Source organism: Streptomyces sp. FXJ1.172 (genome assembly GCF_001636945.3).
Lineage (GTDB): Bacteria > Actinomycetota > Actinomycetes > Streptomycetales > Streptomycetaceae > Streptomyces.
Genome location: NZ_CP119133.2, coordinates 1,125,351 through 1,144,044 on the forward strand (window position 1 = coordinate 1,125,351; position 18,694 = coordinate 1,144,044).

Below are 18,694 nucleotides of genomic sequence, written 5' to 3' on the forward strand. Positions count from 1 at the left end.
GACGCGACGGCGACTTGGGAGGCAGCCGGCATCGAGGTCAGGACAGGTGGCCGGGCCCGCCACCGCGGATCCGTGCCGGAGGGGTCGGCCATCTGGTCCAGAACCAGCGCGTCGGGACCGTACTCCGATCGAAGTCCTGCTGCGGTGGTCGGGCCGCCTTGGCCCATCCGTGGGCAGGACTCACGGTGCCCCTGGTGTGCGGCTTCCGCTCGTCAGTTTCCCCGGCCCGGTGCAGTGTGGAATACATGGATGTCCGGCGGGGCTGGGGCGGCCTGCGGCAGCCGTGGCAGTCGAGTCATGCGCTGCTGGTCATTCCGATCGCACTCATCGTCGTGATCACGGTGGTGGACCAGCTCGTCCCGGGAGACATCCACCTCGGTCCGCTTCTGGTGGTCGCTCCGGCGATCACCGTCGCCTTCGCGGGCCGCTGGCTGACCATACTGGTCGGCTTCCTGGCCGTAGGAGCGCAGGCGTACATCGGCTGGCATTTCGGTGTGCTCTTCAGCCGCAACGTGCTGGTCCAGATCCTCGCCCTGGCCGTGCTGTCCTCCCTGGCGGTGCTCTTCTGCATCGTGCGCGAGCGCCACAGACGCCAGCTGGCCCAGGTGCGCACAGTCGCCGAAGCGACGCAGCACGTGTTGCTGTGGCCGCTGCCCGACCAGCTCGGCCCGGTGCAGGTCGCCGTGCTCTATCTGGCCGCCGAGGACGAGGCCCAGATCGGCGGTGACCTGTATGCGGCCACGCCTACCGAGACCGGCGTCAGGGTCATGATCGGCGATGTGCGCGGCAAAGGCCTGTCGGCCATCGGCGAGGCCGCCCTGCTCATCGGAGCCTTCCGGGAGGCCGCCCACCAACACGCCGACCTGCCGACGCTGGCCGCCGCCCTGGAATGCAGCGTCGCCCGGAACCTGGCCCACCTGGAGCCGGCCGGGGAAACCGCGGAACGGTTCGCCACCGCGCTCCTCATGGAGGTCCCGGAGGGCGAAAGTGTCAGCCAGATCATCAGCTGCGGGCACCCGCCACCGCTCCTGCTCAGCTCGGACAGCGCCGCCGTGGTTCCCGTGCACCCGGCACCCCCGCTGGGACTCGGCGAGCTGGGCCCGACGGAGTACACCGTCGACGTCGTCTCCTTCGAACCCGGTGACACACTCCTGCTCTACACCGACGGCGTCATCGAGGCCCGTGACGCCTCCGGCGCCTTCTACCCACTCGCGCAGCGGGCCGCCCTGTGGACCGACAGCAGCCCCGAGAAACTGGTGCACGCTCTTCGGCGCGATCTTCTCGCGCACGTGGGCGGCCGCCTCGACGACGACGCCGCGGTCATCGCGCTGTGCCGCACGCCCATCGCACACCGTGGCCACCACCGGGCGTCGTGAAGTCGACCTGGCCCCGGAGTTCGCCGAGTGCGCCTTCCTACGTCGTCATCGCCGCACCGCCGTCGCAGTCGCCGAGGGCCGGCGTTCAGGAGGCCTCACGGAGCCTCTCCCACGGCTCCGGGGCGGGCAGCAATGTCATCCGTGGAGTTGTCGCCGCCGCACAGACCGCCCAACCCCACCGTGCACTGGAGGTCGTTGACCTCCTTGAAGACGGTGTCGCCGGATTCCGCGCCAAGGGCTCCGCCGCCTTCGTCCAGATACGTGGCGAGGGGTGCAGCAGGGCCCGCCGCGGGCGCGGGCTTCGCGTGCGCCGGGCCGCACGCCAGGAAGGCGACAGTGGACAGGCCGAGCACCATCGCCGAACGGGTCATGATCTTGATCATGCCGGTCCAACGAGGTGATTCGGGCCCGGTCACGGATCGTCACCCGTGTGTCGGATCGTCGTCGCCAGGCGGTGGCAGGTACTGCTCCAGCGCGCGCAGTGCGTCGAGCGTCCAGGTCAGCGGAGCCCGCCCGGCGCGGGCCTGGGCGCCAGCGCCGACAGCAACTCCCGTATGTCCTCCGGGCGTTCGCGCAGCGCGGGCAGGGCTACCGAGCGGGCGGCCAGGACTGGCGCTCGATGCCGGCCCGCGGGATCGCGGTGGTGGGCCCGACGGTCCAGCTGGAACTGGACGTACAGGCGATGTACCGGACCCACCACACGCCCACGCCTCCGAAGTAGGCAGCCCTTGTGCGATGTCCTCCGGCGGCAGAGCCGTCTCAGCCGCGGTCAGCCGGTCTCGGAGGTGAGGGTGAGCACGGCGATGTCGTCCTCGTGCAGGCTGCCGGCGACCACCGTGCCGTTGTGCTCGGCGACACTGGTCACGAAGCCGTAGGAGCCGTCGTGCGTACGGAGGTCGTGGACGACGTTGCCGGAGAGGTCGAAGGCCATGACCCAGGCGACCGGTGCGGGCTTGGGGCGTACGGCTTCGGGCAGGTTCCACATCAGGACCCGGAGGAATCCCGGCAGGGGGAGCAGCTTGTCGAGGAGCGCGTTGCGGGGCGCGGCGATCGACACCCACACCAGCCCGTCGCTGCCGAGACTCATGTTGTCGGGCAGGCCGGCGAGGTTCTCGACGAAGGGCTCGACGGTGTCGGACTTCGGGCCGGTGAGCCAGTAGCGGCTCACCCGGTACCCGGCGCTCTCGGCCACGAGCAGGTGCGAGGCGTCCGGGGCGAGCACGAGCCCGTTGGCGAACTTGAGACCGTCGCGCAGGACGGTGACCGTGCCGTCGGGGTCGCGTCGGACGAGCATGCCGGTGCAGGAGTGCTCGACGATGTCGCCGAGATGGTGTTCCAGGTCCCAGCGGCGGGTGGACACGGTGAACCAGATGGTTCCGTCCCGGCCCTCGACCGCGTTGCTGGCGAAGGTGAGCCGGCGGCCCGCGACGGTGTCGACGAGTACCTCGACCGGTCCGTCGGCGGACATGCGCAGCAGTCCGCGGTCGTGGTCGCAGACCAGGACGCTGCCGTCGGCACACGGCTCGAGTCCCAACGGCCGTCCGCCGGTGTTGCCCACGACCGTGCGGGCGCCGCCGGCGGGGCCGAGGCGTACGACGCTGCCGTCGTCGAGACCGGCGAGCACCTGGCCCTCCCGGTCGAAGACGACGTCCTCGGGGCCGTGCCCCCCGGTCGTGAGCCGGCGGGCAACGGTGAAGCGGCCCGTGACGGGAGTGCGCCCCTCATCGGCCGGGGCCGGGGGCGGGGTCCAGCGGCGGGGCGAGATGAGCCGACGCGTCAAAGTCACGGCGACAGTGTGGCACCGTGCCGCCGATCCTTGGAGAGTGCCGGAAATCGCCGATGCCCAGGCGCTGGAACTCGGCGTCGGCACCGGTCGGTTCGCCTATCCGCCGGTCCGCCGGCACGAGCCGGCATGTACGGCATCGGCTCATACGGGTTCGGGTTGCGGTTCCGGTCGCCGCACCGGCGCGGCCTTCGGCTCCCACAGTTTGGTGGTCCGCGCATAACCGCGGACCACCGAGAGCATCGCCCCGATGAGAAGTGGTCCGAAAACCCACGGATATCTCGCCATCTCCACCGGCAGACAGCGGTACGCCACCAGGAGCACGGTGAAGACCGTTGCGCCGTGGGCGACCAACTGGATTCCCGACCGGTCCCAGCCACGGGCGAGTGAGCGCAGAGCCGCCTCGATCGTGATCGTGAACACCACGCCGGCCACGAGATCCACGCCGTAGTGGTAACCGAATCCCAGCGTTGCGCCGAGCGTCGCGATCAGCCAGAACGCGCCTGCGAACCTCAGAGCCCGTGGGCCCTTGCGGGAATGGATGAAGATCGCGGTGGCCCACGCCGTGTGGAGGCTGGGCATGCAATTCCGTGGGGTGATCTCGTCGAATGGAATCGGATGCGGGGTATGGACCGGCGGTGGCGTGTCGGGCCACATATCGGCCACCGCCCAGTGCCCGCCAGCGGTGCCGTAGGCGAAGACCGGTCCGACCACCGGGAAGATCATGTAGACGGCAGGCCCGAGGAGGCCGATGACCAGAAACGTGCGCACCAGATGATGGTTCGGGAAGCGACGCTCGACCGCCACGTCACGCAGCTGGTACGCCGCGACGATGACCGCGGCCACGGCGAGCTGGATGTAGACGTAGTCGAGCACGTGGGCGCCGATCGGACCGGTGGCCCTGACCAAGCGGCCCGCCAGCCATGACGGGTTGCCCAGCGCGTGGTCGGCGGTGGCCGCGTACTGGTCGAGGACTGCCGGGCGGGTCTTCGACGTGATGAGCAGCCAGGTGTCACCCGCCTTGCGCCCGGCCACCAGCAGCAGGCCCAGCCCGACACCCTTCAGCAGCAGGAGATCCCGCCCCGCGCGGCGTGTGACAGCGAAGACCCCACAGCCCAGGATCACCCACAACGCGCCGTTGCCGAAAGGGTGTCCGTCGGTCACCGTGACGCCGAGCGCCCACCGCACCAAGAAGAAGGCGATGTCGATGCCGATAGCGGCACCGAAGGCGATGAGGCGCTGCCGCCGGGTGAGCACCACCATCGTCAACGCCAAACTGGCATACGACAGGAAACCCGACTTGGGAGGGAATATCACCTCGCGGGCCTGGTTGGTGATCGGCCCCGACAGGCCGTAGCGACGCGCGGCGATCTCCAGCGAGATGAGGAATCCGAGAGCCACCACACCCGCCGCGGCCCACAGTACCGCCCGCGGTCGACGCCACGTGGCGAATTCAATTCCGCAACTTATTCGCGAAAGCACCCGCGACACTCTAGATATCAATTGTTCGGCCAATTTATTAGATTGATTGTTGAACAGTCACGCGGCACGCCGGACAGCACGGCTTTCCGGTGAAGGACGGCCGACGAGGGTGCCCGGCGTGGGATCGATCATGCTATCGGAGCGGTACGGGTCGTCGCGTCCGTTCTTGTCGCGTCTTGTCGCGCCCACCGACGAACGGCCGGTCACGGAGCCGGCCGAGCATGCGGTCGAACCTGTTCCGCTCCAGCCGCCGCTAGGGCCGCAGCGCACTTACCCGCCGGCCGACGGCGGTGCTACACAAAAAGGGTTGTATCGGACCACCGCGTTGCCCTGCACGGATTCGAGGAGGGTTCATGAATGCCTCGACCGACACCGTGGCCGACCCGGCCGCACCTGTTGATCGCCGGGACGAACCGACCGTACACATTCTGTGGATCAACGCCGGCCTGAGCTGCGACGGGGACTCGGTCTCCCTCACCGCCGCGAGCCAGCCGAGCATCGAGGAACTCGCGCTCGGAGCACTGCCCGGGCTCCCGAAGGTGGCGGTGCACTGGCCGCTGATCGACTTCGAGTGCGGGCCGGTTCAGGGGGCGGACAATTTCGTCGACTGGTTCTTCAAGGGCGAGCGGGGCGAGATCGACCCGTTCGTGCTGGTCGTGGAGGGATCCATTCCGAACGAGCGGGTCAAGGCCGAGGGCTACTGGTGCGGCTTCGGCGACGATCCGGAGACCGGCCAGCCGATCACCACCAGCGAGTGGCTCGACCGGCTCACCCCCAGGGCACTCGCCGTGGTGGCCATCGGCACCTGCGCGACGTACGGCGGCATCCACGCGATGTCGGGCAACCCGACCGGGGCGATGGGTGTGCCCGACTACCTGGGCTGGGACTGGAAGTCCCGGGCGGGCATTCCGATCGTGTGCATCCCCGGCTGCCCGGTGCACCCGGACAACGCCTCCGAGACGCTGCTCTACCTGCTCTACCAGGCCGCCGGGGCCGCACCCATGATCCCGCTGGACGCGGAGCTGCGGCCGACCTGGCTGTTCGGCGCCACCGTGCATGAGGGCTGTGACCGGGCCGGCTACTACGAGCAGGGGCAGTTCGCCGAGGAGTACGGCTCCCCGCAGTGCCTGGTGAAGCTGGGGTGCTGGGGTCCCGTGGTGAAGTGCAACGTGCCCAAGCGTGGCTGGATCAACGGGGTGGGCGGCTGCCCGAACGTCGGCGGCATCTGCATCGCCTGCACGATGCCCGGCTTCCCGGACAAGTTCATGCCCTTCATGGACGAGCCGCCCGGAGCGCAGGTCTCGTCGACGGCGAGCAGTGTCTACGGCTCGGTGGTGCGGCGGCTGCGGCACTTCACGGAGCACACCGTGGACAGGGAACCGAAATGGCGGACCAAGGGCGAGAAGCTCACCACGGGCTATCGGGCGCCCTGGTGACAGGAATCGGAGCGGCATCATGGCGACGGTGACGGACAAGTCGGCCGGCGGCAGCCTGGTGGAGATGTCCTGGGACCCCATCACACGCATCGTGGGCAGCCTCGGCATCCACACGAAGATCGACTTCAAGGCCAAGCGGGTCGCCGAGTGCTACAGCACGTCCTCGGTCTTCCGTGGCTACAGCGTCTTCATGCGCGGCAAGGACCCGCGTGACGCACACTTCATCACCAGCCGTATCTGCGGCATCTGCGGCGACAACCACTGCACCTGCTCGGTGTACACGCAGAACATGGCGTACGGCGTCGCACCCCCGCCCCTCGGCGAGTGGATCATCAACCTCGGCGAGGCCGCGGAGTACATGTTCGACCACAACATCTTCCAGGAGAACCTGGTCGGGGTCGACTACTGCGAGAAGATGGTCCGGGAGACCAACCCGGGCGTGCTGGACCTGGCCGAGCGCACCGAGGCCCCGCACGCCGCCGAGCACGGCTACCGCACCATCGCCGACATCATGCGCTCGCTCAACCCGCTCGAGGGCGAGTTCTACCGCGAGGCGCTCCAGGTCAGCCGCTACACCCGGGAGATGTTCTGCCTGATGGAGGGCCGCCATGTGCACCCCTCCACGCTCTACCCGGGCGGGGTCGGCACGGTCGCCACGGTGCAGCTGTTCACGGACTACCTCACCCGTCTCACCCGCTACGTGGAGTTCATGAAGCGTGTCGTCCCGCTGCACGACGACCTCTTCGACTTCTTCTACGAGGCTCTGCCGGGGTACGAGGACGTCGGCCGGCGCCGGGTCATGCTGGGCTGCTGGGGCGCGCTCAACGATCCGGCGCACTGCGACTTCAGCTACGCCCGGATGTCCGACTGGGGCCGGCACATGTTCGTCACCCCGGGTGTGGTGGTCGACGGCAAGCTGGTCACCAACGACCTCGTCGACATCAACCTCGGCATCCGCATCCTGCTGGGCAGTTCGTACTACGAGGACTGGGCCGGGATGGAGAAGTTCGTCGAGTACGACCCACTGGGCAACGAGGTCGACGAGCGCCATCCCTGGAACCAGCACACCATCCCCGCCCCGCAGAAGCGCGACTTCGAGGACAAGTACAGCTGGGTGATGTCCCCGCGCTGGTTCGACGGCAAGCAGCATCTCGCCCTGGACACCGGCGGCGGCCCCATCGCCCGCCTGTGGTCCACGGCTCTGTCCGGGCTGGTCGACATCGGGTACGTGCAGGCCACCGGAGACAGCGTCAAGATCAATCTGCCGCGCACCATGACCAAGCCGGAGACCACCCTGGAGTGGCACATCCCGAAGTGGAGCAACGCCATCGAACGCAACCGGGCCCGCACCTACTTCCAGGCGTACGCGGCCGCCGCCGCACTGCACTTCGCCGAGCAGGCGATGGACGAGGTCCGGTCCGGGCACACCCAGACGTGGGAGAAGTTCGACGTGCCGGACGAGTCGATCGGCTGCGGCTTCACCGAGGCCGTCCGCGGTGTGCTGAGCCACCACATGGTCATCCGCGACGGCAAGATCGCCAACTACCACCCGTACCCGCCGACGCCCTGGAACGCCAGTGTCCGCGACACCTACGGCACACCGGGCCCGTACGAGGACGCGGTGCAGAACACGCCGATCTTCGAGGAGAACCCTCCGGAGAACTTCAAGGGCATCGACATCATGCGCGCCGTGCGCAGCTTCGACCCCTGTCTGCCGTGCGGCGTCCACATGTACGTCGGCGGCGGCCGGACCGTCGAACTCACGCACATGCCCACCGGCCTGAGCGGACTGGCCGCCTGACCCGGCGGGAGAAGGAAGGGGCGGTCGATGGCCGGACCGGACGTGGGCGAGCGGGTCGCCGCTCTCCTCGACGAACTCGGGCGCACCGCCGACCCGGAGGTCCGCGCCAGAGCCGATGAACTGGTGCGCACGCTCGTCGAGTTCTACGGCGAAGGGCTCACCCGCGTCGTCCGGCTGCTGCGCAACGCCCCGCCCGGCGCGGACCCGGTCGACGTACTCGTCGCCGACGAACTCGTCGCCGATCTGCTGGTCCTGCACGATCTGCATCCGGACGACACCCTGACCCGGGTCGAGCGGGCCCTGGACAAGGTCCGCCCCTACCTCGGCTCGCACGCCGGGGATGTCGAGGTCGCCGGTCTCGACAGTGCCGCCGCGGAAGGGCCGGTCCTGCGGCTGCGGCTGCGCGGCAGCTGTGACGGCTGCCCGTCATCCGCCCAGACCGTGCGCTGGACCATCGAGGAGGCCGTCGCCCGGCTCGCCCCGGAGATCGCGCGGATCGACGTCGAGAGCACGGGCGCCACCGCCGACGCCGGGCCGCCGCTCCTGCAGATCCTGTCCCGTCCGCCCGACGACGCACCCGGCCGGAACGTCTCCGGCGATTCGGCGCCGGGCCCCGCGCACTGGCACACCGTCGTCCCCGCCCGTCTCCCGCACCGGGCGGAAACCCTGGTCACGGCGCAGGTGGACGGCGCCCGGCTGCTGCTCGTACGCCTTCCGGACGGCCTGTACGCCTACCGCGACCGCTGTCCGGCCTGCGGCGCCCGGCTCGGTGACGCCGTGCTCGCCGGGGACCTGCTGCGCTGCGCCGGCTGCGGTGCCGAATACGACGTACGGCACGCGGGCCGCGGAGCCGGTGGACACCTCGACCCGCTGCCGCTGTTGCAGGAGGACGACTCGGTGCGCATCGCGCTGCCCGACCCGCAGGGGGCGGCGCCGTGACCAGCGACGTCCTGCGGCAGTTCACCCGCCGGCCCCCACCCCCCGGCGAACGGTGCGAGCTGTGCGGTGAGCCCCTTCCCGCCGAGCACCGGCACCTGGTCGACACCCGGGCGCGCAGCCTCAAGTGCGTCTGCCCCTCCTGCCATCTCCTGCTGGACAGGCCCGGCGCCGGAGGCGGCCGGTTCCGGGCCGTGCCCAGCCGCTATCTCGTCGACCCCGCCTTCCAGCTGGACGAACAGGACCGCGCCCGGCTGCAGATCCCCGTCGGGCTCGCCTTCTTCTTCCGGAACTCCGCACTGGACCGGCTCTGCGCCTTCTACCCCAGCCCGGCCGGTGCCACCGAGAGCGAACTCGATCCGCAGACCTGGGACGAGGTTCTCGGCCGCTCCCGGCTGACGGCACTGCTCGAACCCGACGTCGAGGCACTCCTCGTCCAGCAGGACGACCACGGGCCCGGCCTGTGCGCGCTGGTCCCGGTCGACGTCTGCTACGAGCTGGTCGGCCGGATGCGCCTGCACTGGAAGGGCTTCGACGGCGGCTGCGAGGCGCGAGCCGACCTCGCGGCGTTCTTCGAGCGCGTCCGGGCGGCCGCCCGCCCCCTCGGCCCTGGGGACGCGCCATGACCGACCTCCTGTTCGAGTGCACCGGAGTACGGCCGGAGCCCTACGGCTCGGGGCCCACGCTCCTGTTCGGGCTGCGGATCGAGGAGAGCGACCACCAGCCGGTGCACGCCGTCGCCCTGCGCTGCCAGATCCGTATCGAGCCCGCCCGCCGCACCTACGACCCGGAGGAGGCCGGCATGCTCGCCGACCTCTTCGGGGAACCCGGACGCTGGAGCACCACGCTCAAACCGCTGCAGTTCGCGCACGCGTCGCTCACGGTGCCGGCCTTCACCGGCGCGACCGAGGTCGACCTGCCCGTGCCCTGCACCTACGACACGGAGGTGGCGTCCGCGTCGTACTTCCGGGCGCTCACCCAGGGTGAGATACCGCTCCTGCTGCTGTACTCGGGCACCGTCTTCACGGGCCGGCAGGGCTTTCGTGCCGAGCCCATTCCCTGGCACAAGGAGTCCGCGTACCGGATGCCCGTCCAGGTGTGGCGGGACATGATCGAGGCCTACTTTCCCGGCACCGGCTGGCTTCGCGTGCGCAACGACTGTCTGGAGGCGCTGCGGCGCTACCGTTCCCGGCACGCCCTGCCGTCCTGGGAGCGGGTCTTCACCGACCTTCTCGAGGCCGCCGACGCACAAGGGGGGCCGGGGACATGACCGGTTCCGTGCACACCGAGGAGACCCTCGCCCACGCCCGCGCGGTCGCCGACGCGGTCCTCTACGAGGGGTACGTGCTCTACCCGTACCGCGCGTCGGCGGCGAAGAACCGGCTGCGCTGGCAGTTCGGTGTCCTGAGCCCGCCGGCCCTGGCGGGCGAGGGCGAGACCTGCGAACTGCGGGCCCAGTGCCTGCTCGAGCCGCGCAGGACAGCCACAGTGGATGTCGAACTCCGCTTCCTGCGGGTCCGGCGCCGCACCGTCGAACGCCTCGCCGCCGACGGCACCGCGGCCGAAGTGCCCGAACTGGAGCTGCCCGACCGCATCCTCGTGCCGTGGGACGAAGGCGAGGAGGAGCAGATCCGCATCCATCTGCCCGCCCGCGTCCCGGCGCCGGACGGCGAGGACCTGGCCGTCGCCTTCGACCTGCCCGCTGCCACCGGCCGGGAGCCCGTCACCGACGCGTCCGGGCGGACCGTGGGCCGGCTCGTGCGCCGGACCGCGCGCGTCACCGGCACCTTGGTCCCGGCCCTGGAGGAGCTGCCCGGCCCGTACCGTGCGCTGCGGCTCACCGTCACGGTGCGCAACACCACGCCCGTCCCCCCGGCCGAGACCGGCCGTTCCGCTGCGCTCGCGCACGCCATGATCGGCACCCATCTGCTGCTCTCCGCGCCGGGCGGTCACTTCCTGTCGATGACGGACCCGCCGGAATGGGCCCGCGCCCATGTCGCCGCGTGCCACAACGACCACACCTGGCCCGTCCTGGCCGGCGAGGGCCGCGAGGACGACGTCGTGCTCTCGGCGCCGATCATCCTGCAGGACCACCCCGCGCTCGCCGAGGAGAGCCCCGGGCCGCTCTACGACGCCACGGAGATCGACGAGATCCTCTCCCTGCGCACGGCGGCCCTCACCGACCGGGAGAAACGCGAGGCGCGAGGGACCGATCCGCGCGCCGCCGAGGTCATCGACCTCGTCGACAGCATGCCCCCGGCCGTACGCGAGCGGCTGCACGGCACGATCCGCGCGCTGCAGGACAGCACCGCGCAGGCAGCGCCGCCGCCGGGCCGGGGGCTGCAGCTGCCCGGCGGGACCGGGCACCCCTGGTGGGATCCGCAGCAGGACCCGCAGGCCGCCGAGGCGGCCGCGACCGTGGTGGTCGACGGTGTCCCGCTCGGCGCGGGAAGCGTCGTCGTACTCGCCCCGGGCGCCCGCCGGACGGACGCTCAGGACGCCTTCCTGCGCGGGCGGCACGCCACCGTCGAGGCCGTGGTGACCGACCTGGACGGCGAGACACACCTCGCGGTGGTGCTGCGGGACGATCCCGGCACCGACGTGCGACGCGCCCAGGGCCGGTTCCTGTACTTCCGGCCCGACGAGGTCAGGCCGCTCACCGGGGAGGGGCCATGACCGCGGCGCCGAAGCCGGGCGGCCCGGCCGTCCTCGTGGCCGGCATCGGCAACATCTTCCAGCGGGACGACGGCTTCGGCGTGGCGACCGTCCAGCACCTGGCCCGCCGCGGTCCCGGCGCACTGCCTGCGGAAACCGAGTTGATGGACGTCGGCATCCGCGGGCTGCACCTCGCCTACCGGCTGCTGGACGGCTGGGACACGCTCGTCCTGGTCGACGCCGTGCACCGGGACGGTCCCCCCGGCACCCTGTACACGATCGACGCGGGCCGGCCGTCCGGACACGACGACGAGGGGGCCGGCCCGGCCGGTCCGCTGGACGGCCACGCAATGGATCCGGCGGCCGTACTGCGGCTGGTGCGGGGCCTGCACGCCTCCGTGGGCGGCACCCTGCCGGACCACCTCTACATCGTCGGCTGCGAACCCGGCGACGTCGGCGACGGCCTCGGCCTCAGCCCGCCCGTGGCCGCGGCGGTGGACCCCGCCGCCGATCTCGTCGCGGACCTGGCACGACGGGCGGCACACACAGCAACGAGGAGTTGACCCATGAACGAACATCCGGGTCTGGCCTGGTTCGGCCTCGCGGTCGGTCTGGTGCTCGCCTACGAGATGGCAAGGAACCTGGCGGACGTCCAGCGCTATTTGCGCATGCGGCGCATGTGATCGGTGGGCAGGGGCGTCGCCGGGCGGTCGTCACCGAGGGCGACGGCATCCGTCAGCTGAACGTAGCGCTCCAGGAAGACATGGAGGGTGCCGTGCAGCTCCCCCAGGCGCACGAACCACAGCGCCAGCTCCATCGCACCCTGGTGGGTCAGCGTGTACACGCGCCGCGCCGGTCCGTGGTCGGAGGCGTCCCAGTGCGAGGTCACCGCACCGCAGGTCTCCAGGCCCCGCAGCACGCGGTACACGTGCGCCGACTCCGCCTCCGGCCAGCCCATGCCGACCAGCCTGTGCACCAGTTCGTAGCCGTGCCCCCGGCGCTCGGCCAGCAGCAGAAGCAGAACGGGCGTGAGGAGCGTGCGGCGCTCGGTCTCGTACGGGTTCATCGCTCCTTCAGCCTAGCCAATCCGCCTCGCACGCCCCATCCGAAAGCCGGGGCGCAAGGGAACCAGGAGGTGCCGGACATGCACGAGCTGTCCCTCGCCACAGCCGTCGTCGACGAGGTGAACCCACTGGCCGGTACCGACGTCGTACGCTCGGTCACCCTGCGCATCGGTGAACTCGCAGCAGTCGTCCCCGAAGCGCTGGAATTCGCGTTCGCCCTGGCCGCCGAGGGCACCGCGCTGGCGGGCGCCGAGCTGCTGATCGACACTGTTGAAGGACGAGCCCGCTGCGACGGCTGCGGCCGTGAGGGCCCCACCGGGATGCCCCCGGTGCTCTGGTGCGACAACTGCGCCCAGCCGCTCGTCCTGCTCTCCGGCCGCGAGCTGGAGATCGTCCGGCTGGTCACGGGCCCCGGTCCCGCGGCCCCCGCCGCCCCTGCCGCCTCGGACAAGGAGCACTCCCCCACCCGGAGGTAGCCCATGTGCCGCTCGGTCGACCTGCACCGGGCCGTACTCGCGAGGAACGACGAGAACGCCGCCGCGCTCCGCCGCTACCTCGACGGGCACGGCACGATCGCCGTCAACCTGATGTCCAGCCCCGGCAGCGGCAAGACCGAACTGCTGGAGGCGCTGCTCACGCGCGCCCGCGAGCGGGGCACACCGGTCGCGGCCGTCACCGCCGACCTCGCCACCGAGAACGACGCCCGGCGCCTGGCCCGCTCCCGTGCCCCCGTCCAGCAGATCCTCACCGACGGCCTGTGCCACCTGGAGGCGGCGATGCTCCAGGCCCGGCTGGAGCCCTGGCTCCCCGAGGGCACCCGGCTGCTGTTCGTGGAGAACGTCGGCAACCTGGTCTGCCCCGCCTCCTACGACCTCGGGGAAACCCTGCGCATCGTGCTGGTCTCGGTCACCGAGGGCGAGGACAAGCCCCTGAAGTACCCGGCCGCGTTCGGCTTGGCGCAGGTCGTCGTGGTCACCAAGTACGACCTCGCCGACGCCGTCGGTTTCGACCGGTCCACGTTCCTCGACGGCCTCCGGCAGGTCAACCCCCGCGTCCCCGTCTTCGAGACCTCCGCCAGGACCGGCGCCGGCGTCGACGGCCTGCTCGCCCATGTCATGGCATGTGCGAACGGCCGGGCACCGCACACGCCCGTCCTCGCGCGGCAGCATGAGTCCCACCTCCACCAGCACCCGCCTGTGGCCGGTACCGCGACCGTACCGGGAGCTGTGCCATGACCACGCCACGCGCACGCCGGCACGTCACGGTGCGGGGCGTCGTCCAGGGCGTCGGCTTCCGCCCGTTCGTCCACGCGCTCGCGGCCGAGCACGGGCTCACCGGCTGGGTCGCCAACGACGCGCGCGGTGTGGACACCGAGGTCGAAGGGCCGGTCGCGGCCGTGGAGGCGTTCTGCGAGGAGATCGGCACCCGGGCACCGCCGCTCGCCGTCGTCGAGTGCGTGGAGCATCATGCCGTTGCCCTCGGCCACGACAGCGGCTTCACCATCCGCCCGTCCGGCAGCGGCCCGGGCCGCACCCTGGTCCCGCCGGACACCGCCACCTGCGACGCCTGCCTGTCCGAACTCGCCGACCCGGGCGACCGCCGCCACCGGCACCCGTTCATCACCTGCACCCACTGCGGGCCCCGCTTCACGATCATCACCGGGCTTCCGTACGACCGGGCCACCACCACCATGGCCGGCTTCCCGCTCTGCCCGGACTGCGCCCGCGAGTACGCCGACCCCGCCGACCGGCGTTTCCACGCCCAGCCGATCGCCTGCCCGCGCTGCGGCCCGCGGCTCGCCCTCCTGCACGCGCCCGGCACCGCCCACACCCTGCCCGGCGCGGTGGACGCGCCCGGTGTCGCGCGGGACGACGAGGCGCTCGCCGAGGCCCGCCGGATGCTGGCGGACGGAGCCGTCGTCGCCGTCAAGGGCATCGGCGGCTACCACCTGGCCTGCGACGCGTCCGACCAGCTGGCCGTACGCACCTTGCGCAAGCGCAAGAACCGCGGCTCGAAGCCGTTCGCCGTCCTCGCCGACGGCATGGCGACGGTGGAGCGCATCGCCCGGGTCGACGGCGCCGAGCGTGCCCTGCTGCTCGGCCCGCGCAAGCCGATCGTCCTGCTGCGCCGCCGTGAGCCGGCATCTGCGGAGGTGACGGCGGATGTGGCCCCCGGCAGTCCCGATCTCGGTGTGATGCTGCCGTACTCCCCGCTGCACCGGCTGCTGCTGGGGCTGCCCGGTGACCCGCCCGGCCCGAGCGTGCTCGTGCTGACCAGCGGTAACAGGGCCGGCGAGCCGATCGCCACCGACGACGCGGACGCGCTGCGGCGGCTGGACGGCCTCGCCGACGCCTGGCTGCTGCACGACCGGCCCGTCCATGTGCCCTGCGACGACTCCGTGGTCCGCATCTGCGACGGCGCGGAACTTCCCGTCCGCCGCTCCCGGGGCTATGCCCCCTTCCCCGTCGCCCTGCCCGCACCGGTCGTTCCCGCGCTCGCCGCCGGCGGCGACCTGAAGAACACCTTCTGTGTGGGCGACGACCAGTACGCCTGGCTGTCCGCGCACGTCGGCGACATGGACGACCTGGCCACCCTGACCGCGTTCGAGAGGGCCACGGCCCACCTGGCGGACCTCACCTCCGTCACCCCCCGGCTGCTGGTGGCCGACCTGCACCCCGGCTACCGGTCCTCCCAGTGGGCCGTACGCACGGGACGGGAGCGTGGCCTGCCGGTCGCCCGCGTGCAGCACCACCACGCGCACATCGCCTCGGCGATGGCCGAACACGGTCTCGACGGCACCGCGCCGGTGATCGGCGTGGCCTTCGACGGCACGGGCTACGGCGACGACGGCACCGTCTGGGGCGGTGAGGTGCTGCTCGCCGACTACCACGGGTACCGGCGCCTCGCCCATCTCGGATGCGTGCCGCTGCCCGGCGGCGACGCGGCCGTACGCAACCCCTATCGGATGGCATTGGCACACCTGCGGTCCGCAGGCCTGCCCTGGAACCCGGCGCTGCCGAGCATCCGCGTCACCACTCCCGGTGAACGGGCTTTGCTGGAGCGGCAGTTGGAGCGCGGTCTCAACTGCGTGCCCACCTCCAGCATGGGGCGCCTCTTCGACGCGGTGTCCTCGCTCACCGGAGTCTGCCACCGGGTCGCCTACGAGGCGCAGGCCGCGATGGAGCTGGAGTGCGCGGCGCTGGCGGAGCCGGACGACGGCGCGGACGGCCGGCCCTACCGGTTCGCGCTGCACCCGGCGTCCGAGGAGCCCGGCGCCGTGCTGGTGGCCGACGCCGCACCGGTGCTGGCCGCCGTGGTCGTGGAGGTGCTCGCGGGAATCCCGGCAGGCCGGATCGCCCGCCGGTTCCACGAGGCCGTCGTCGCGCTCGTCCTCGACGTGTGCCGCGCGGCCCGGCGGCGCACGGGAATCGAGACGGCGGCCCTGTCCGGCGGGGTGTTCTGCAACACCCTGCTCACCACGGGGTGCCGCAGCGCACTGGAACGGGACGGGTTCGCCGTCCTCGCGCACCACAAGGTGCCCCCCAACGACGGCGGCCTGGCCCTCGGGCAGTTGATCGTCGCCGCCCGGACCGGAAGGTGAGGAGCGCATCATGTGCCTGGCCGTTCCCGGCCGCGTGCTGGAGATCGAGGAACGGGACGCGACGCGCATGGCGAAGGTCGACTTCGGCGGCGTCATCAAGGACGTGTGCCTGGAGTACGTACCCGACATGCAGGTGGGTGACTACGCGATCGTGCATGTGGGGTTCGCCCTGCAGCGACTGGACGAGGAGTCCGCGAAACAGACCCTGGAACTCTTCGAGAATCTCGGGGTCCTGGAGGAGGAGTTCGGCGACGCCTGGGCGAAAGCGGCCCGCGACGCCGGTGCGGAGCGACCCGCGGGCACCCCGCCCCCGAAGGGCCCCGGGCAGGACGCCGACGAGGAGGGCCGGCCATGAAGTACCTCGACGAATTCAACGACCCGGTGCTCGCCCGGCACCTCTTCGACGACATCAGGGCGCTCACCACGCAGCCCTGGTCGCTCATGGAGGTGTGCGGCGGGCAGACGCACTCGATCATCCGGCACGGCATCGACCAGTTGCTGCCGGAGGAGATCCAGCTCATCCACGGGCCCGGATGTCCCGTCTGTGTCACCCCGCTGGAGATCATCGACAAGGCGCTGGAGATCGCCTCCCGTCCCGAGGTCGTCTTCTGCTCCTTCGGTGACATGCTGCGCGTGCCCGGCAGCGGGCGGGACCTGTTCCAGGTCAAGAGCGAGGGCGGCGACGTCAGGGTGGTCTACTCACCCCTGGACGCGCTGCGCATCGCCCAGGACAACCCCGACCGGCAGGTGGTGTTCTTCGGGATCGGGTTCGAGACCACCGCGCCGCCCAACGCCATGACCGTGTACCAGGCGAAGAAGCTGGGCATCACCAACTTCAGCCTGCTCGTCTCCCATGTGCGGGTGCCGCCCGCGATCGACGCCATCATGAACTCCCCCGACTGCCGGGTGCAGGCGTTCCTCGCGGCCGGTCACGTGTGCACGGTGATGGGCACCGCCGAGTACCCCGAACTCGCCGAGCGCCACAAGGTCCCCATCGTGGTGACCGGGTTCGAGCCGCTGGACATCCTGGAGGGGATCCGCCGCGCGGTACGGCAGTTGGAGGCGGGCCGGCACGTCGTCGAGAACGCCTACCCGCGCGCCGTGCAGCCCGGCGGCAGCCCGGCCGCCAAGGCCATGCTCGCCGACGTCTTCGAGGTGACCGACCGGTCCTGGCGCGGGATCGGCATGATTCCGCGGAGCGGCTGGCGGCTGTCGTCCAGGTACCGCGACTACGACGCCGAGCACCGCTTCTCGGTCTCCGGCATCGACACCCAGGAGTCCACGGTGTGCCGCAGCGGCGAGGTCCTGCAAGGGCTGATCAAGCCGCATGAGTGCGCCGCCTTCGGCAAGCAGTGCACCCCGCGCAACCCGCTCGGCGCCACCATGGTCTCCAGCGAGGGCGCCTGCGCGGCCTACTACCTCTACCGCAGGCTTCAGGTGCCGTCGACGCAGGAGGCGAGTTCCGTTGGCTGACGCACCCGACGCGACCGGCTCGACGCACCCGCCGGCCGACTTCTCCGGCTGGACCTGCCCCGCTCCGCTGCGCGACCACGAGCGCATCGTCATGGGCCACGGCGGCGGGGGAACCCTCTCGGCCGAGCTGGTGGAGCACCTCTTCGCGCCCGCCTTCGGCAACGACGTGCTGGCCGAGCTGGGAGACTCCGCGCGGTTGCCCGCCTCCGGGGAACGGCTCGCGTTCTCCACGGACTCCTTCGTGGTGCGTCCGCTGTTCTTCCCCGGCGGGAGCATCGGTGACCTGGCGGTCAACGGCACGGTCAACGACCTCGCCATGTCCGGGGCCCGGCCGTTGTTCCTGTCCTGCGGGTTCATCCTCGAGGAGGGCGTCGAACTGGCCGTGGTGGGCAAGGTGGCCGAGGCGTTCGGTGCGGCGGCGCGCAGGGCCGGGGTGAGCGTGGTCACCGGTGACACGAAGGTGGTCGAAGCGGGCCACGGGGACGGCGTGTTCATCAACACCGCTGGTATCGGCCGCATCCCCGACGGCGTCGACATCCATCCGCGCCGGGCCCGGCCGGGCGATGTGGTCCTGGTCAGCGGCGCCATCGGAGTGCACGGAGTGGCCATCATGAGCGTGCGCGAGGGCCTGGAGTTCGGTGTGGAGACGGAAAGTGACACCGCCCCGCTGGGGGACCTGGTCGCGGATCTGCTCGCCGCCTGCCCGGACGTCCATGTGCTGCGCGACCCCACCCGAGGCGGTCTCGCCGCGACCCTCAACGAGATCGCTTCCGCGTCGGGCGTGGGAGTGGCCCTGGAGGAGCACGCCCTCCCGGTGCCGGACACGGTCGCCAACGCCTGCGCCTTCCTCGGCCTCGACCCCCTCTACGTCGCCAACGAGGGCAAGCTGGTCGCGTTCGTGCCCCCGGACCGGGCGGACGTCTGCCTGGCCGCCCTCAGGGCCCATCCGCTGGGCAAGGAGGCCGTGGCCATCGGTCACTGCGTGCCCGACCATCCGGGCATGGTCGTCTCGGCCACGGGCCTGGGCGGCACCCGCGTGGTGGACATGCCACTGGGCGAACAACTGCCCCGGATCTGCTGAGTCCTT

The 18,694-nt window shown here is 71.2% G+C and carries 19 protein-coding genes and 1 pseudogene; 16 read left to right on the top strand and 4 right to left on the bottom strand.

Annotated elements, in window-relative coordinates; all coding sequences use genetic code 11:
* Positions 1 to 245: 245 nt before the first annotated feature.
* The gene (locus A6P39_RS05420) at positions 246 to 1,376 is read left to right on the top strand and encodes a PP2C family protein-serine/threonine phosphatase (RefSeq protein WP_067051175.1); all 1,131 of its coding nucleotides are present in this window, start codon (positions 246 to 248) and stop codon (positions 1,374 to 1,376) included.
* A 95-nt stretch (positions 1,377 to 1,471) separates the two neighbouring features.
* On the opposite strand, the gene A6P39_RS05425 is transcribed toward A6P39_RS05420, so the two are convergent.
* Positions 1,472 to 1,747, bottom strand: coding sequence for a hypothetical protein (locus A6P39_RS05425; RefSeq protein ID WP_159396129.1), 276 nt, complete (start codon positions 1,745 to 1,747; stop codon positions 1,472 to 1,474).
* Positions 1,748 to 1,983: 236 nt separating this feature from the next.
* Between A6P39_RS05425 and A6P39_RS45400 the strand changes: the two are divergent.
* Positions 1,984 to 2,097 (top strand): annotated as a pseudogene (locus tag A6P39_RS45400) (YceI family protein); the annotation flags it as partial.
* 48 nt (positions 2,098 to 2,145) lie between these two features.
* On the opposite strand, the gene A6P39_RS05435 reads toward A6P39_RS45400, so the two are convergent.
* Together A6P39_RS05435 and A6P39_RS05440 are read right to left on the bottom strand one after the other, a co-directional pair.
* Positions 2,146 to 3,162 (bottom strand): SMP-30/gluconolactonase/LRE family protein, encoded by a 1,017-nt coding sequence (locus tag A6P39_RS05435; protein ID WP_234379068.1) that lies wholly within the window; start codon positions 3,160 to 3,162, stop codon positions 2,146 to 2,148.
* A 141-nt stretch (positions 3,163 to 3,303) separates the two neighbouring features.
* Positions 3,304 to 4,617 (bottom strand): phosphatase PAP2 family protein, encoded by a 1,314-nt coding sequence (locus A6P39_RS05440; protein WP_234379078.1) that lies wholly within the window; start codon positions 4,615 to 4,617, stop codon positions 3,304 to 3,306.
* A gap of 377 nt (positions 4,618 to 4,994) precedes the next feature.
* Here A6P39_RS05440 and A6P39_RS05445 point away from each other — a divergent pair, with 377 nt between their 5' ends.
* Genes A6P39_RS05445 through A6P39_RS45405 form a run of 8 tightly spaced genes read left to right on the top strand, consistent with a single transcriptional unit; the run spans position 4,995 to position 12,152 of the window.
* A complete protein-coding gene (locus tag A6P39_RS05445) occupies positions 4,995 to 6,077 on the top strand; it encodes a hydrogenase expression protein HypE (protein WP_067051182.1) in 1,083 nt (360 codons plus the stop codon).
* Positions 6,078 to 6,096: 19 nt separating this feature from the next.
* The gene (locus tag A6P39_RS05450) at positions 6,097 to 7,878 is read left to right on the top strand and encodes a nickel-dependent hydrogenase large subunit (protein WP_067051185.1); all 1,782 of its coding nucleotides are present in this window, start codon (positions 6,097 to 6,099) and stop codon (positions 7,876 to 7,878) included.
* Positions 7,879 to 7,905: 27 nt separating this feature from the next.
* Entirely contained in the window at positions 7,906 to 8,817 is a 912-nt protein-coding gene (locus A6P39_RS05455; RefSeq protein WP_067051188.1) for a NifU family protein, read from the top strand.
* Complete coding sequence (locus A6P39_RS05460; protein WP_067051191.1) at positions 8,814 to 9,440, top strand: DUF5947 family protein; 627 nt, start codon at positions 8,814 to 8,816, stop codon at positions 9,438 to 9,440. Before A6P39_RS05455 ends, A6P39_RS05460 begins: the two co-directional genes overlap by 4 nt.
* The gene (locus A6P39_RS05465; RefSeq protein ID WP_067051195.1) at positions 9,437 to 10,084 is read left to right on the top strand and encodes a DUF6084 family protein; all 648 of its coding nucleotides are present in this window, start codon (positions 9,437 to 9,439) and stop codon (positions 10,082 to 10,084) included. The genes A6P39_RS05460 and A6P39_RS05465 overlap by 4 nt, the downstream gene beginning before the upstream one ends.
* On the top strand, positions 10,081 to 11,490 hold the full coding sequence (locus A6P39_RS05470) for a hypothetical protein (RefSeq protein WP_067051199.1): 1,410 nt from the start codon (positions 10,081 to 10,083) through the stop codon (positions 11,488 to 11,490). The genes A6P39_RS05465 and A6P39_RS05470 overlap by 4 nt, the downstream gene beginning before the upstream one ends.
* Entirely contained in the window at positions 11,487 to 12,032 is a 546-nt protein-coding gene (locus tag A6P39_RS05475) for a hydrogenase maturation protease (protein ID WP_067051202.1), read from the top strand. Before A6P39_RS05470 ends, A6P39_RS05475 begins: the two co-directional genes overlap by 4 nt.
* Before the next feature lie 3 nt (positions 12,033 to 12,035).
* Entirely contained in the window at positions 12,036 to 12,152 is a 117-nt protein-coding gene (locus A6P39_RS45405) for a DUF6893 family small protein (RefSeq protein WP_443052820.1), read from the top strand.
* Here A6P39_RS45405 and A6P39_RS05480 read toward each other — a convergent pair.
* Positions 12,128 to 12,535 (bottom strand): helix-turn-helix transcriptional regulator, encoded by a 408-nt coding sequence (locus A6P39_RS05480; protein WP_067051205.1) that lies wholly within the window; start codon positions 12,533 to 12,535, stop codon positions 12,128 to 12,130. The two genes, A6P39_RS45405 and A6P39_RS05480, sit on opposite strands and share 25 nt — an antisense overlap.
* Positions 12,536 to 12,613: 78 nt before the next feature.
* Here A6P39_RS05480 and A6P39_RS05485 point away from each other — a divergent pair, with 78 nt between their 5' ends.
* From A6P39_RS05485 to hypE, 6 genes are all read left to right on the top strand, one after another.
* On the top strand, positions 12,614 to 13,009 hold the full coding sequence (locus A6P39_RS05485; protein ID WP_067051209.1) for a hydrogenase maturation nickel metallochaperone HypA/HybF: 396 nt from the start codon (positions 12,614 to 12,616) through the stop codon (positions 13,007 to 13,009).
* 3 nt (positions 13,010 to 13,012) lie between these two features.
* Positions 13,013 to 13,768, top strand: coding sequence for a hydrogenase nickel incorporation protein HypB (hypB, locus tag A6P39_RS05490; RefSeq protein WP_067051212.1), 756 nt, complete (start codon positions 13,013 to 13,015; stop codon positions 13,766 to 13,768).
* Positions 13,765 to 16,134, top strand: a complete 2,370-nt coding sequence (gene hypF / locus A6P39_RS05495) for a carbamoyltransferase HypF (protein WP_067051215.1) — start codon at positions 13,765 to 13,767, stop codon at positions 16,132 to 16,134. The genes hypB and hypF overlap by 4 nt, the downstream gene beginning before the upstream one ends.
* 10 nt (positions 16,135 to 16,144) lie before the next feature.
* Complete coding sequence (locus A6P39_RS05500; RefSeq protein WP_067051218.1) at positions 16,145 to 16,489, top strand: HypC/HybG/HupF family hydrogenase formation chaperone; 345 nt, start codon at positions 16,145 to 16,147, stop codon at positions 16,487 to 16,489.
* The gene (gene hypD, locus A6P39_RS05505) at positions 16,486 to 17,607 is read left to right on the top strand and encodes a hydrogenase formation protein HypD (protein WP_067051221.1); all 1,122 of its coding nucleotides are present in this window, start codon (positions 16,486 to 16,488) and stop codon (positions 17,605 to 17,607) included. Before A6P39_RS05500 ends, hypD begins: the two co-directional genes overlap by 4 nt.
* A gap of 91 nt (positions 17,608 to 17,698) precedes the next feature.
* Positions 17,699 to 18,688 carry a hydrogenase expression/formation protein HypE gene (hypE, locus tag A6P39_RS05510; protein ID WP_079133600.1) on the top strand — a complete coding sequence of 330 codons (990 nt, stop codon included), beginning with the start codon at positions 17,699 to 17,701 and terminating at the stop codon, positions 18,686 to 18,688.
* The last annotated feature ends 6 nt before the right edge of the window (positions 18,689 to 18,694 follow it).

Bases quoted from the DNA above. Each gene is read 5' to 3' on its own strand.
- A6P39_RS05420 (WP_067051175.1), top strand. From the start codon at position 246: ATGGATGTCCGGCGGGGCTGGGGCGGCCTGCGGCAGCCGTGGCAGTCG.
- hypD (WP_067051221.1), top strand. From the start codon at position 16,486: ATGAAGTACCTCGACGAATTCAACGACCCGGTGCTCGCCCGGCACCTC.
- A6P39_RS05500 (WP_067051218.1), top strand. From the start codon at position 16,145: ATGTGCCTGGCCGTTCCCGGCCGCGTGCTGGAGATCGAGGAACGGGAC.
- hypF (WP_067051215.1), top strand. From the start codon at position 13,765: ATGACCACGCCACGCGCACGCCGGCACGTCACGGTGCGGGGCGTCGTC.
- A6P39_RS05470 (WP_067051199.1), top strand. From the start codon at position 10,081: ATGACCGGTTCCGTGCACACCGAGGAGACCCTCGCCCACGCCCGCGCG.
- hypE (WP_079133600.1), top strand. From the start codon at position 17,699: ATGGGCCACGGCGGCGGGGGAACCCTCTCGGCCGAGCTGGTGGAGCAC.
- A6P39_RS05445 (WP_067051182.1), top strand. From the start codon at position 4,995: ATGAATGCCTCGACCGACACCGTGGCCGACCCGGCCGCACCTGTTGAT.
- A6P39_RS05455 (WP_067051188.1), top strand. From the start codon at position 7,906: ATGGCCGGACCGGACGTGGGCGAGCGGGTCGCCGCTCTCCTCGACGAA.
- hypB (WP_067051212.1), top strand. From the start codon at position 13,013: ATGTGCCGCTCGGTCGACCTGCACCGGGCCGTACTCGCGAGGAACGAC.
- A6P39_RS05450 (WP_067051185.1), top strand. From the start codon at position 6,097: ATGGCGACGGTGACGGACAAGTCGGCCGGCGGCAGCCTGGTGGAGATG.
- A6P39_RS45405 (WP_443052820.1), top strand. From the start codon at position 12,036: ATGAACGAACATCCGGGTCTGGCCTGGTTCGGCCTCGCGGTCGGTCTG.
- A6P39_RS05480 (WP_067051205.1), bottom strand. From the start codon at position 12,535: ATGAACCCGTACGAGACCGAGCGCCGCACGCTCCTCACGCCCGTTCTG.
- A6P39_RS05475 (WP_067051202.1), top strand. From the start codon at position 11,487: ATGACCGCGGCGCCGAAGCCGGGCGGCCCGGCCGTCCTCGTGGCCGGC.
- A6P39_RS05425 (WP_159396129.1), bottom strand. From the start codon at position 1,747: ATGACCCGTTCGGCGATGGTGCTCGGCCTGTCCACTGTCGCCTTCCTG.
- A6P39_RS05465 (WP_067051195.1), top strand. From the start codon at position 9,437: ATGACCGACCTCCTGTTCGAGTGCACCGGAGTACGGCCGGAGCCCTAC.
- A6P39_RS05485 (WP_067051209.1), top strand. From the start codon at position 12,614: ATGCACGAGCTGTCCCTCGCCACAGCCGTCGTCGACGAGGTGAACCCA.